This is a genomic window from Nonomuraea sp. bgisy101, from assembly GCF_057708945.1.
Map to the genome: position 1 here is coordinate 15,340 of NZ_JBYITD010000065.1, position 11,637 is coordinate 26,976.

An 11,637-nucleotide genomic window follows, 5' to 3' on the forward strand; every position below is an offset into this window, starting at 1 on the left:
CGGCTTTGAACAACCCCCGAGCCCGACGCGCACATGCCCGGCCGCACGCGGTGCAACTCCACACCGCGTGCGGCCGGAGCACGGCAAGAAAGCATCGATTCTCCGCAATCGCTGGCATCGGCACCGAGCCCGGCCGCTTCTAGGGTCGGCTCGGTATCCCTTTCACGCCGTCCCGATCCTGTTTCCCGGGCGGCGCCATTCCCATGTGGCTGGAGCGAGTGATGTCTGACATCGAGCCCTTCCCCATCGCCATTCCCGAGGCCGACCTGGTCGATCTCGCCGAACGCCTGGACCGCGCCCGGCTTCCCGAGGCCGAGACCGTGCCCGACGCCTCCCAGGGTCTGGAGCTGAATCGACTGGAGTCCCTGCTCGACACGTGGCGCGACCACGACTGGCGGGGGCTGGAGGAACGCTGGAATGCGATTCCGCACTTTCGTGCGCGCATCGACGGCCTGGGGATCGCGTTCTGGCACGTACGATCCCCGGAGCCGACCGCCCTTCCGCTGCTGCTGACCCACGGCTGGCCCGGCTCCCCACTGGAATTCGAGCAGGTGCTGGGCCCGCTGAGCGACCCCGTCGCGTACGGCGGCAGCCCCGCGGACGCCTTCCACCTGGTGGTGCCGTCACTGCCGGGATTCGGCTTCAGCGAGCGCCCCTCCGAGCCTGGCTGGAACCCCGGCCGGACCGCGGGCGCCTGGGCCGAACTGATGAGCCGGCTCGGCTACGAGCGATTCGGCGCCCACGGCGGTGACTGGGGCGCCTACGTGAGTACGGAACTGGCGGTCCGCCACCCCTCCCGGCTGATCGGACTGCATCTGACCATGCCGATCGCCTCCCCACTGCCGGAAGATCATGCGACAGCGTCATCGGCGGAACGCAGGATGATCGAGCGGCGTGAGGCGCACCTGGCCGACGGCTACGGGTTCGGGCTGCAGATGGGCACGCGGCCGCAGACTGTCGGCAGTGCGCTGGTCGACTCCCCTGTGGGTTTGGCCGCCTGGCTGGGCGAGAAGTTCGTGGCCTACGCCGACACCCGCCCGGAGGCCGGCGGAGGGGTCGGGCTGCGACAGCAGGCCGACGGCATCAGCCTGTACTGGATGACCGCCACCGGCGCCTCCAGTTCGCGCTGGTACTGGGAGGCGCTGCGGTGGGCGCCGCGCACCGCTGAGGCCGAGTACGCCCACCCGGTGAGCGTGCCGACCGCGTGCACGGTGTTTCCCGCCGACCCCTGGCCCACCGCCCGCCGCTGGGCGCAGCGCCGTTACACCGACCTGCGCTCCTGGAACGAACCCGACCGCGGCGGCCATTTCCCCGGTCTGGAACAGCCTGACCTGCTAGTCCGGGAACTCCGGGACGCGTTCCGCACGCTGCGCTGATCCGGCACGCGTCAGCGGAGGGTGCCGTCCCTGCTTCGGGGGCCACCCGAACGCGCCCCGAGTGACCCGGACGCTATCTGAGCCGGTACGCCGACGGTCGCAGCCCCGTCTGGCGCAGGAACGCGGTGGACAGGTGCGCGGGACCGCTGAAACCGCAGCGAACGGCGACTTCGCTGACGGACATGCCGCGATCAAGAAGGCGCTTGGCCTCCTCCACTCGTAGTCGGGTCAGGTAACGGCGCGGGGTCTCGCCGGTGGCCGCCTTGAAGACACGCAGGAAGTGATACGTGCTCAGGTGAACCTCACCGGCGATGGCCGCGAGGCTGAGCGGCTCGGCCAGCCGTTCCCGCATGACGGCGACGGCCTTGCGGACCCGCGCGTCCTCCCGGGCGGCCGGACCGGTGACCGCGTCGCCGGCCCCGGCCACCAGGTGGACGGCGAGGAACTCCGCGGCGGCTTCGGCGTACAACGGGTCAACGCGGCGCTCGGCCGCCGACGCCAGCGTCCGGAGCATCGACACCAGGACGGGGTCGTCGCTGGGACGGGCCATGCGTGCCCGCACGCCGAGCTGGGCCGTGACGCGGTCGACCACTTCGTACGGCAGGTGGAGCTGGACGGTCTCCATCGGCGCGGTGGTGGCATAGCGCACGTGCGTCGGCTGGCCCGGGACGGCCATGCCGAGCTGCCCGGGCCGGATGGCGGTGCGGGACCATCCGTCGGAGCCGCTGGTCTGCATCCAGCCCGCGCCCTCTGTGATCAGCCAGAAGTGATGATCCGTCGAAGCCGGCAGCGTCATGTGCTCGGCCGCGGGGTTGTGCCGGAACCGCTGCACCAGCAGTGATCGCCATCCCGAGTCGTCCCAGCTCGACAAGGTACGCGTGACGTATGTCTCCTGTTCGAAGCCGGCGTAGCCCCCCATGTCAAAGGAAGAGGTGCGCTCCATGCGCCGAAGACTACCGGGGTCCCGCCGCTCGCTTTGATCACGCAGCTTCTGTCTGACCGATCACCGGGCGGCGTGGCAGGGCCTTCGTCGGCCGCCCGTTGTACGCGTGTGCGAGCCCCGGCCGGAATCCCGGCGATGCGGGCAGCGCGCCACCGCTCGACGAGGCCCACGGCACGCTGGTCGAACTGCCGCAGGCCGCGTCCGCCAGGGACGCCGGCGAAATCTTCTCGCATCGGCTCGAAATGATGGACCCGCAACGCACATAGGCAGGTTTGTCCGTCACAAGAGCTGATGAGGAGGCTTGCCATGGGATCCGCCCGTGAGTGACAAGCGAAGAGCCAGGTTCGAGGCCGTCTACACGCAGTCCTACGGCCAGATCACGGCATACGCCGCCCGCCGTTGCGAATCGCCGCAGGACGCCGCCGACGTGGTCGCCGAGACCTTCACCGTGGCCTGGCGCCGGATCGACGAACTGCCCGAAGGCGAGGCGGCCACCCTCTGGTTGTACGGCGTGGCGCGCAAGGTGATGGCCAACCACTTCCGTGGCGACAACCGGCGGCGAGCGCGCAGCGCCGAGCTCGACGCCGAGATGGCCGACCTGTACGCCGACTCCCCCGAAAGGAAGATCGAGCTCGCGGCCATCGGCGACGCGTTCAGGAGCCTGCCCGCCGACGACCGCGAGCTGCTGTCCCTGCTCGTCTGGGAAGGCCTGGGCCGTGAGGAGATCGCGAAGACGCTCGGGCTGTCGCGCAACGCCGTACGCATCAGGCTGCACCGGGCCCGCAGGCGCCTGTCCCGCGCACTCGCCGAGTCGGGTGCCCACCACGTATCAGAAAGCCGGCTGGTCCCGGCGGAGAGGCCGCTGTGAAGAACATCGACGAGATCGCGGCGATGAGAGCGATGGCCAGGGTCGAGCCCGGCCGGGAGGGTGGCGACCCTGCCGGCCAAGGGGCGCGGGCGCTGCTCGCGGCCATCACCGCGGAGCAGCCGGGCGCCACCCCGGAGAAGCTCGACGCCCCGCGGTGGAGGCGCGGGTACACGCCCGGGCGGCTGGCCCTCGGGCTGGCGGCCTCGGTCGTGCTCGCCGCCGGCGCGGTGGTGGGTTCCGGGCTGCTGTCGGACGGCTCCGGCCTGTCCAGCTCCTACGCCGTGACCAGGGCCGCCGACGGCAAGGTCATCATCCAGGTGCGTGACTTCCGCGACGCCGAGGGGCTGGAGAGACGGCTCAAGGACCTCAACGTGCCCGCCATCGTGGACTACGTCCCCTCCGGGCAGATGTGCGGCGAACCCCGGGGCACGCACGTCGAGGACATCCCGTCCGGCCTGTACAGCGTGCCGGAGAACATCCCTGGAGAGAGGGAGGGCTGGCAGATGCGGATCGACACCTCGCTGTTCAAGCCCGGCCAGACCTTCGTCTGGACCATCAGCGCCGACGCGAACGGCGGGAACAGCTCCACCTCCACCTACCTCATGGAGGGCCCGATCGCGCCGTGCCAGCCCGTCCCCGCTCCCCCGCCGAGGGAGTACAAGCCGGAGTTCCGGATCGCCACCGTCAAGGGACGGTCGCTGGAGGGGCTGCGCGTGGACGAGAAGACCGTCGGCGAGGTGCTACCCGAGCTCAGGAAGCGGAACAAGAAGGTCCTCTTCGCGGTCATCTCCGTCCCCCCGGGCAACCCGGGTGGGTTTGGGGTGGAACGCACCCAGAAGGAGCCGGTCGGTGACGGCTGGATCGTCTGGGAGGCGGAGGACAACGACAAGGGGGTGATCCGCCTGCTCGTCACCGAGCAGCGCCTCGACAAGAATCCCTTCTACGGCGGGCCCCGCGACGCCGTCCTCCCCGAGTAGCCCCATCGGCCGGCATCGTCGTCAGCACCTACGACGAGATCGTCGCGCTGCCGCACGACCGACGCATCGCGAAACGGCTGGTCGGCCCGCGGCTGGTCGGCCCGCCGCCCTACCGCCCGAGCTCGACGCTGCGCGGCCCGCGCCACCTCCCCGTCGAGTACGACAGGGTTCCCTGACCAGCCTGCGGTACCGCCGCCAGCGGTCGAGCGCCCTCGTGCGGCTCGACCACCACACCGACAGGTCCGGCATGTCCCAGACCGTTCTATCCGGCTGGTTACGGCCTGCGACCTCCACATGGTCCAGCACGGCATCGGTGTGTTCTACCGGTCCCGCTCAGCGTGCGGCCGCCGGGTGTCTCACAGAGCTGTCAGGGCGGACAGCTCGCGCCACTGCGCGAGCGGGAGCGCGCCGGGGCGTTCGGTGAGTACCTGCAGGCACACATGGTCCGCGCCCGCGTCGACGTGGGCACGGACCCGCTTCTCGATCGCCTCCGCGCCGCCGTACGCGACGATCGCGTCGACCAGCCGCTCGCTGCCGTGCGCGATCTCGTCCTCACCGAAGCCGAGCCGTCGCAGACTGGCGATCTGGTGCGGGGCGGCGCCGCGGTAGGAGGACACGTGCTCACCGGCCACCTCGCGTGCTCGATCCAGATCGTGGTCCAGCACCACGACCTGTTCCACCGCGAGCAGCGCGTCAGGCCCCATGATCTCCCTGGCCAGCGCGGTGTGCTCGACGGGCACGAAGTAGGAGTGCGCGCCCAGCGTGCGCCGGCCCGCCAGGGCGAGCATCTGCGGCCCGAGCGCGGCCAGCATCCTGTACGGCGGGCGCGGCGGGGGCGAGTCCAGCGGAACGGCATCCATCGCGTCGAGGTAGGCGGTCATCGTGGCCACCGCCTTGCCGCGACCGGGAACCGCGTACCCGTCCACCTGGATCGGCGCGTCGCTGACCCGGTGCCCGCCGAGGCCCAGAAGGTATCGACCGGGGTGGGCCTCGCTGAGCGAACGCTCGGCGGCGGCCATGGAGATCGGGTCGCGCAGCGCGATGTTCGCGATGCCGGCGGCCACCGTGATCCGCCGGGTGGCCGACAGCAGCAGCCATGCCTGGCTCACCGTGTCGCGTCCCAGCCCCTCGCCGAACCACACGGTGCCGTAGCCGAGCTCCTCGATCTCGGCCGCCGCGTCGCGCACCTCGCCCGCGGGCCGCCCGTCGAAGGCGAAGGTCCAGATTCCGACCCTGCCGAGGCGCGGGCCGCCGCCCTTGTGCGTGCTGGTCATGGTTCTCCCGTCCACTTTCCGGAGAGGGTCTCCGGATAGTGGGGACTATAATTCGGAGAGCCTCTCCGCTTCAACCTCGAGGAGTGCGTGTGCAGACACGGTCCATACGCGCCGACGCGCGACGCAATCGCGACCTGCTGCTGGCTGCGGCCATGGACGTGATCGCCGAAGAGGGGCCCAACGCGTCCCTGAACGAGATCGCACGACGGGCCGGGGTGGGGCCCGGCACGCTCTACCGGCACTTCCCCACTCGCGACGCGCTGCTGGCGGCGGTGTTCGAGGGACGGCTGGCCAGGCTGTGCACGCGGGCGGAGGAGATGGCCGAGGCACTGCCGCCCGGCGAGGCGCTGATCGCCTGGCTGCGCCTGCTGATCGCGCACGCCATGACCGACCACGGGTTGGGCGCACGAATGATGCTGACCACCTCCTCAGCCGAGGCGGACTGCTCAGCGACCCTGCGCGACGTCGCCGATCGGCTGCTCGGCCCGGCTCAGCGGGAGGGGTCCGTGCGGGCGGACCTCGACTTCGCCGACCTGGTCGAGTTGACCGCGGGCATCGCGCAGGCGGCCGCCGACCCCGTCCGGGCCGAGCGGCTGCTCATGCTGACGCTCGACGGCCTGCGAACGGCGGCGGAACCGACCGCCGGTGCCCTCGGCGCAGTCGAGACAGGCACCACCGGCCGGGTGGCCACACCGTGGCAGGAGAGGGAGTGAGCATGCACTTCGCCAGGTTCGACTTCGGCGTCGGCGTCCTGCACGACGGCCGGGCCAGGCACCTGCCCTGGGAATCCATGTCCGAACTGCTCCGGCACCGCCGTGCCGCGATCAGACAGGCCATGGAGGAGCCGTCGTCCCGTTGGTTCCCCGAGGCCGAGGTCACCCTCCAGGCCCCGATCGACGGCCGGATGGAGGTCTGGGCGGCCGGGGTCACCTACGAACGCTCCCTTGACGCCCGAGTCGAGGAGAGCACCCACACCGGGGCGCTCTCCACGGTTTACGACCGGGTCTACGCGGCTGACCGGCCCGAGCTGTTCTTCAAGGCGGCGGCGTGGCGGGTCGTCACGGAGGGGCAGCCGATCATGATCCGGGCGGATGCGGCCGCGTCGGTGCCGGAGCCGGAGCTGGCCGTCGTGGCCAACTGTTTCGGCGAGCCCGTCGGCGTGACCATCTGCGACGACATGACCGCCCGCACAATCGAGGGCGACAACCCGCTCTACCTCCCCCAGGCGAAGATCTACGACGGCGCCTGCGGGCTGGCCAGGAAGGTCCTGCCTTGGTGGGAGTTTCCGCCGGAGATGCGTATCACCATGGAGATCCACCGCGGCGGGCCGGCCGTCTTCACCGGCGAGACGAGCACCGCGCGGCTCCGCCGTACCCCTGAGGAGCTTCTGGGCTGGCTGTTCCGCGAGCAGAGCTTCCCGGACGGGGTGATCCTGTCCACCGGCACCGGCATCGTGCCCCCGCTGGATTTCACGCTGGCGCCGGGCGACGAGGTGACCATCGCGATCGAGAGGGTCGGCGTGCTGCGCCAGCGCGTGGAAGAACGCGGGACTTGACGATCGGCGAGCCGGGTAGTCCGGCGGGCCGGGCCGCCGCAGCATGACGTGATCCTCACCGCCGTCCTCCGGCGCGCCATCCTCCACCCTCGCCTGGCCGGCGCCTCGACACCGACGCGGAGAACGGACCTCTCGTCGGGGGACCTCGGCGGCTCAGACGGACTGGCTAGAGGGCTTGCGCAGCAGGCGCGTTCAGGCGGTTGCTGAAGCGGGCGAGCATCGCGGTCTGGGATGTCTCGGGGAACAGGCGGCCGATCAGCGGCGGGATGCGCCAGTTGGCGGGGCTGCGCCTGGCCAGTCGGGAAACCAGGGATATGTGCGGGTAGCGGGCCTTCTCGTAGGCGCGCAGCCGTACCGCCGGATCGTCGCCGCCCTTGGCGAGCTCGCGCCCGAGCACCCACACGTCCTCGAGGGTCTGGTTGGCGCCCTGCCCCAAGGTGGGTGGCATGGTGTGGGCGGCGTCGCCGACCAGGGTGATGCGGCCCTCCCCCCACACCTGGCGGACCTTGTTCCAGTGGTGCCCGAAGAAGCCGAGGTCGTCCTCGGACCCGCCGGCGAGCACCTCGGGGACGGGCGACGCCCAGTGCCCGAACCGGCGCCTCAGCTCGGTCAGCGGTGCCGCGGGCGGCGGCTCGGTCGGTGACCAGCGCACGTCGAACCACCACCATGCTGGTGCGCAGCCGGCCGTCGGAGGTCAGCGCGTCGATCCTGTCGACGCGCCCGCCGACGCCGTCCAGGCTGACGCCGAGATCGTTCAGTACGGCGTTGCCGTTGCTGAAGATGGTCACCGCCGCGCCACCCGTGCGCAGGGCCGGAGCCTGCTCGAAAACCCGCACCCGGTGACCGGCGGCCGGCAGCCTGCGCGAGTTCCTGATCGCGGTTCTTCTCCACAACGAGGCGGTCGCCGACCGGCTCGGCCTGCAACCGGTCGACGTCGCCGCCGCCATCCTGCTGGAGATGCGTGGACCGCTCGCCGTAGGGGCGATCTCCGAGGAGCTCGGCCTGCCGTCCGCCTCGACAACCCGGCTGATCGACAGGCTGGAGAAGGCGGGCTACGTGCGGCGGGTGCGCGGCGAGCGTGATCGGCGCACGGTCACCGTGGAGCTGCTCGAAGGCGGCATGGACGACTACTACGCCGCCTGCGAGGCGTCCAGGCGGCACTTGGACGCGATCAGCGCGCACTACGCGCCGGAACAGGTGCCGATGCTGTTGGGGCTGTTCACCCGAGTCGGCGAGGCCTACCGATCGGCCACCAAGGAACTACGAGAAGGCGCGACCTGAACCGCTCCGGCACCTCGGCGCCTCGACCTGCTCGGCCCCGGTTCCGAAGGCCTGGCGGACCGCCACGATCGGCTCGCGGGCAGACGCGCGTCCGACAGCAGGTAAGCGAACCCCGCAGGCTTCAGGAGCGCCCGCCGCGGTGGCCCGGTTGTCGGAACGGTGTGTCCTCGCCGCCGTGCGGGGGAACAGGGGCGGCATGGAGGTGTTGAGCAGTCGAGTGCTGCTGCGTCCGCGCGAGCTCGCACGCAGCCGGCGCTTCTACGCCGAGACGCTCGGCTTGGCGGTCTATCGCGAGTTCGGCCCTGCCGGTCAACTCGGAACGGTCTTCTTCCTGGGGCAGGGATTCCTGGAGCTCTCCGGGCACTCCGACGGCGGGGCCGGCTCGGAGCTGTCCCTCTGGCTGCAGGTGCGCGACGTGGCGAGCGAGGAGGAACGCCTTCGCGGGGCAGGCGTCACGGTGCTGCGCGAGGCCCGCCTGGAGCCGTGGGGTCTCATCGAGTTGTGGATCGCCGATCCCGACGGCCATCGCATCGTCCTGGTGCAGGTCCCGCCTGACCATCCCTTGCGCCGTGACCCGCGCTGACCCGTAGGCTCCGGCGCGGGCACCGGGCGCGGCTATCGTGGGCAGGGTGCGGATAGCCAGTTGGAACGTCAACTCGGTCAAGCAGCGGATGCCACGGTTGTTGCCATGGCTGGACCAGCGGCAGCCCGACGTCGTCTGCCTGCAGGAGACCAAGCTGGCAGACGGCGCCTTCACCGAACTGCTAGGCGAGTCGCTCGACGCCCGCGGCTACGAGGTCGCGGTGTACGGCGAGGCGCGGTGGAACGGGGTCGCGATCCTTTCCAGGGCAGGGCTCGACGACGTGGTGACCGGCATCGCCAACGGGCCGGGGTTTCCGCATCCGGAGGCGCGGGCGATCGCCGCGACCTGCGGTGGGATCCGTGTGCACTCGGTGTACGTGCCGAACGGCCGGATCCCGGACTCCGACCACTACCGCTACAAGTTGACATGGCTGGCGGCGCTGCGCGACGTGGTCGGCGCCGGTCCTGAGGCCGTGATCGTGTGCGGTGACCTGAACATCGCGCCGACCGACGCGGACGTGTTCGATCCCCTCGCCTACGCCGGTCAGACTCATGTCACACCGCCGGAGCGGGCGGCACTGGCCGAGCTCCAGGCCCTGGGCCTGCGGGACGTCGTGCGGGACCGCTGGCCGGGCGAGCGGGTGTTCACCTATTGGGACTACCGGGCCGGGATGTTCCACAAGGACCTGGGCATGCGGATCGACCTGGCGCTGGCGTCGGCTCCGGTGGCGGGCCGGGTGCGGGCCGCCTGGATCGACAGGCACGCGCGCAAGGGCACAGGCCCGAGTGACCACGCACCTGTGATCGTCGACTTGGACGAGGCGCCGGACGGGGACATCGGGCCGGTCGTGCCGCCACCTTCCGCCCCGTCCGTCAGGCCGGGCACGGCCAAGCTGCCTCAATCACCCTGACCGGCCATTTCGCCCCGGCCACCTGCCTCCGCCATCCCGTATATGACGAAGCCGTCAAGGCGGCCTGCGCCGGCGTCACACCTCCCGAGGCCGATGGCCCCCGATGCAGTTCGCCGTCCGACGGATTCGAACGTCACACAGGGGTAGGGGCAGAACGGGAAGCTCCACGGCAGACGTCGAAGAGGTGAATCGAGATGCCGCGAGGATCGAGTGCCAAACGAGAGCGCCAGTACGAGCACATCAAGGAAAGCGCGAGCAAGCGTGGAGAGAGCGAGAAGCGGGCCAAGGAGATCGCGGCTCGAACAGTGAACAAGGAACGCGCGCGTGCGGGCGAGTCACGCACCGCCAGCCGAACCTCGACCGACGACATGTCCGCGAGCCGGCGTGGTGGCCTGCGTTCGCGTTCCGGCGCCGGTGGCCGCACCAAAGAGCAGTTGTACGCCGAGGCCAAGCGCCGCAACATCAAGGGCCGTTCGCATATGAGCAAGGCGGAGTTGGAGAAGGCCCTGAGCTGACGTGCGCCTTCAGCCGTACGGCTCCGCATGGCTGCCCAACCCCGGCGGGGTGAGACTCATGCTCCCGGCTGACCGCGAAACACAGACCTGTGCGGACATGACCGTCCGGCTATCGTGATCACATGTCGCTACGCCTGACCTGCCACTACCCGTCCGGGACCACGATGATCACTGTGGCAGGAGACGTCGACGCCACCACCAGCACCGATCTGGCCTCCTACATCGAGCAGACACGACGCCAGCCGGGCGATCACCTTGTCCTCGACCTGAGCGGTATGCCGTTCCTGGACAGCGCCGGTCTGAGCGTGCTGCTCACCGCCCACACCTTCACCCGCGAGCACGGCGGCACCGTGCACCTGGCGGCCCTCCAACCGGCCCCCGCCCGGATGCTCCACATCACCGGCATCGACGCCCACATACCCGTGCACGCCACCGTCGCCGACGCTCTGGCCGCCCTCGACGTCACCTAGCATCCCGGTTTGGTTACCTCCGCACCCCAGGGCTCAGTCGGTGGTGAGTGCGTCGAGCAGGTCGCCGACAGTGGCGTCGGGCAGCGCCCTGGCCACCTCGGCGAGTGCGACGATGCCGACGAGCCGATGTCCGTCGATGACGGGCAGCCGGCGCACCTTGTACTGCGCCATGGTGCGCAGGATCTCTCTGGCGTCGTCGTCTGCGCCGATCGTGACGGCCTCCCCCTGAGCCAGCTCACCGGCCAGGCACGCCTTCGCGTCCTTGCCCTGGGCCAGCACCTTCACCACGATGTCCCGGTCGGTGAGCATGCCCTTGAGCCGGTCGTCTGTGCCGCAGATGGGCAGTGAGCCCACATCCAGCCTCGCCATCTTCTCCGCCGCCTCGAGCACCGATTCGTCGGCGTTCACGCACTCGACGTCGGAGGTCATGATCTCCCGCGCGGTTGGCATATCCGTCTCCCTTCGTCGCCCGCCCGCTGCCCCCCTGCGCGGACATGAAACGGGAAAGCGGTGCGGCTCGTCGATCGTCATCGACACGCTCAACCTCTATGGCGAGGATGGCGTTCTCGTTCGCGCCAGATCGGCCCCGAGCAGGAGGCCTTCTTCGACTTCTACGCCTCCCGTGTGCTACCCGCCATGAAGGGCTAGCGCTCCGGCCACATGTATCGATCTTTGAGCACACTTCGGCCTCCACGTCGCCCTCGTCGGGAACGTGAAGGTCGGGATGGTTGCGGTTCTTGCCGTGCTTGGGCTCAGTCGTGGGCTGGAGCCATACGGTCAGCGTGCCTGATGGCGCTCCCGGCGGTGGCCACAGATGCGGCCCGTCGCCTTCGTGCTCGATCTCATAGCCCAGGGCCTCCTCTGCCCGCCGCCTTCGTCCGTTGC

General features: G+C 70.4%; 15 protein-coding genes. 11 read left to right on the forward strand and 4 right to left on the reverse strand.

What is annotated here, in order from left to right:
* Positions 1-221: 221 nt before the first annotated feature.
* The gene (locus AC3EO4_RS53580) at positions 222-1,376 is read left to right on the forward strand and encodes an epoxide hydrolase family protein (protein WP_431904209.1); all 1,155 of its coding nucleotides are present in this window, start codon (positions 222-224) and stop codon (positions 1,374-1,376) included.
* A 73-nt stretch (positions 1,377-1,449) separates the two neighbouring features.
* Here AC3EO4_RS53580 and AC3EO4_RS53585 read toward each other — a convergent pair whose 3' ends face one another.
* Positions 1,450-2,319 carry a helix-turn-helix domain-containing protein gene (locus AC3EO4_RS53585; protein WP_379580304.1) on the reverse strand — a complete coding sequence of 290 codons (870 nt, stop codon included), beginning with the start codon at positions 2,317-2,319 and terminating at the stop codon, positions 1,450-1,452.
* A 319-nt stretch (positions 2,320-2,638) separates the two neighbouring features.
* Between AC3EO4_RS53585 and AC3EO4_RS53590 the strand changes: the two genes are divergently transcribed.
* Positions 2,639-3,187, forward strand: a complete 549-nt coding sequence (locus tag AC3EO4_RS53590; protein WP_379580303.1) for an RNA polymerase sigma factor — start codon at positions 2,639-2,641, stop codon at positions 3,185-3,187.
* On the forward strand, positions 3,184-4,164 hold the full coding sequence (locus AC3EO4_RS53595; protein WP_379580302.1) for a hypothetical protein: 981 nt from the start codon (positions 3,184-3,186) through the stop codon (positions 4,162-4,164). Before AC3EO4_RS53590 ends, AC3EO4_RS53595 begins: the two co-directional genes overlap by 4 nt.
* A 356-nt stretch (positions 4,165-4,520) precedes the next feature.
* Here the strand turns inward: AC3EO4_RS53595 and AC3EO4_RS53600 are convergent, their stop codons facing one another.
* Positions 4,521-5,438, reverse strand: a complete 918-nt coding sequence (locus AC3EO4_RS53600) for a TIGR03620 family F420-dependent LLM class oxidoreductase (protein ID WP_431904214.1) — start codon at positions 5,436-5,438, stop codon at positions 4,521-4,523.
* Positions 5,439-5,527: 89 nt separating this feature from the next.
* Between AC3EO4_RS53600 and AC3EO4_RS53605 the strand changes: the two genes are divergently transcribed.
* Both AC3EO4_RS53605 and AC3EO4_RS53610 read left to right on the forward strand, forming a co-directional pair.
* On the forward strand, positions 5,528-6,151 hold the full coding sequence (locus AC3EO4_RS53605) for a TetR/AcrR family transcriptional regulator (RefSeq protein ID WP_431904216.1): 624 nt from the start codon (positions 5,528-5,530) through the stop codon (positions 6,149-6,151).
* A gap of 2 nt (positions 6,152-6,153) precedes the next feature.
* Positions 6,154-6,993 (forward strand): fumarylacetoacetate hydrolase family protein, encoded by an 840-nt coding sequence (locus tag AC3EO4_RS53610; RefSeq protein WP_431904225.1) that lies wholly within the window; start codon positions 6,154-6,156, stop codon positions 6,991-6,993.
* Between the two features lie 166 nt (positions 6,994-7,159).
* Here the strand turns inward: AC3EO4_RS53610 and AC3EO4_RS53615 are convergent, their stop codons facing one another.
* On the reverse strand, positions 7,160-7,645 hold the full coding sequence (locus AC3EO4_RS53615) for an FAD-dependent oxidoreductase (protein WP_379580299.1): 486 nt from the start codon (positions 7,643-7,645) through the stop codon (positions 7,160-7,162).
* 14 nt (positions 7,646-7,659) lie between these two features.
* On the opposite strand from AC3EO4_RS53615, the gene AC3EO4_RS53620 reads away from it, so the two are divergent.
* From AC3EO4_RS53620 to AC3EO4_RS53645, 6 genes are all read left to right on the forward strand, one after another.
* Positions 7,660-7,836: a hypothetical protein gene (locus AC3EO4_RS53620; protein WP_379580298.1), complete on the forward strand. Its 177-nt coding sequence runs from the start codon at positions 7,660-7,662 to the stop codon at positions 7,834-7,836.
* A gap of 75 nt (positions 7,837-7,911) precedes the next feature.
* Positions 7,912-8,274 (forward strand): MarR family transcriptional regulator, encoded by a 363-nt coding sequence (locus AC3EO4_RS53625; RefSeq protein WP_431904228.1) that lies wholly within the window; start codon positions 7,912-7,914, stop codon positions 8,272-8,274.
* 196 nt (positions 8,275-8,470) lie between these two features.
* Positions 8,471-8,857 (forward strand): VOC family protein, encoded by a 387-nt coding sequence (locus tag AC3EO4_RS53630; RefSeq protein ID WP_379580323.1) that lies wholly within the window; start codon positions 8,471-8,473, stop codon positions 8,855-8,857.
* A 46-nt stretch (positions 8,858-8,903) separates the two neighbouring features.
* Positions 8,904-9,767 (forward strand): exodeoxyribonuclease III, encoded by an 864-nt coding sequence (locus AC3EO4_RS53635; RefSeq protein ID WP_379580297.1) that lies wholly within the window; start codon positions 8,904-8,906, stop codon positions 9,765-9,767.
* Between the two features lie 194 nt (positions 9,768-9,961).
* Positions 9,962-10,282 carry a plasmid stabilization protein gene (locus tag AC3EO4_RS53640; protein WP_379580296.1) on the forward strand — a complete coding sequence of 107 codons (321 nt, stop codon included), beginning with the start codon at positions 9,962-9,964 and terminating at the stop codon, positions 10,280-10,282.
* Between the two features lie 122 nt (positions 10,283-10,404).
* Complete coding sequence (locus tag AC3EO4_RS53645; RefSeq protein ID WP_431904221.1) at positions 10,405-10,752, forward strand: STAS domain-containing protein; 348 nt, start codon at positions 10,405-10,407, stop codon at positions 10,750-10,752.
* A gap of 33 nt (positions 10,753-10,785) precedes the next feature.
* Here the strand turns inward: AC3EO4_RS53645 and AC3EO4_RS53650 are convergent, their stop codons facing one another.
* Positions 10,786-11,202 carry a CBS domain-containing protein gene (locus AC3EO4_RS53650; RefSeq protein WP_379580294.1) on the reverse strand — a complete coding sequence of 139 codons (417 nt, stop codon included), beginning with the start codon at positions 11,200-11,202 and terminating at the stop codon, positions 10,786-10,788.
* Positions 11,203-11,637 lie beyond the last annotated feature (435 nt).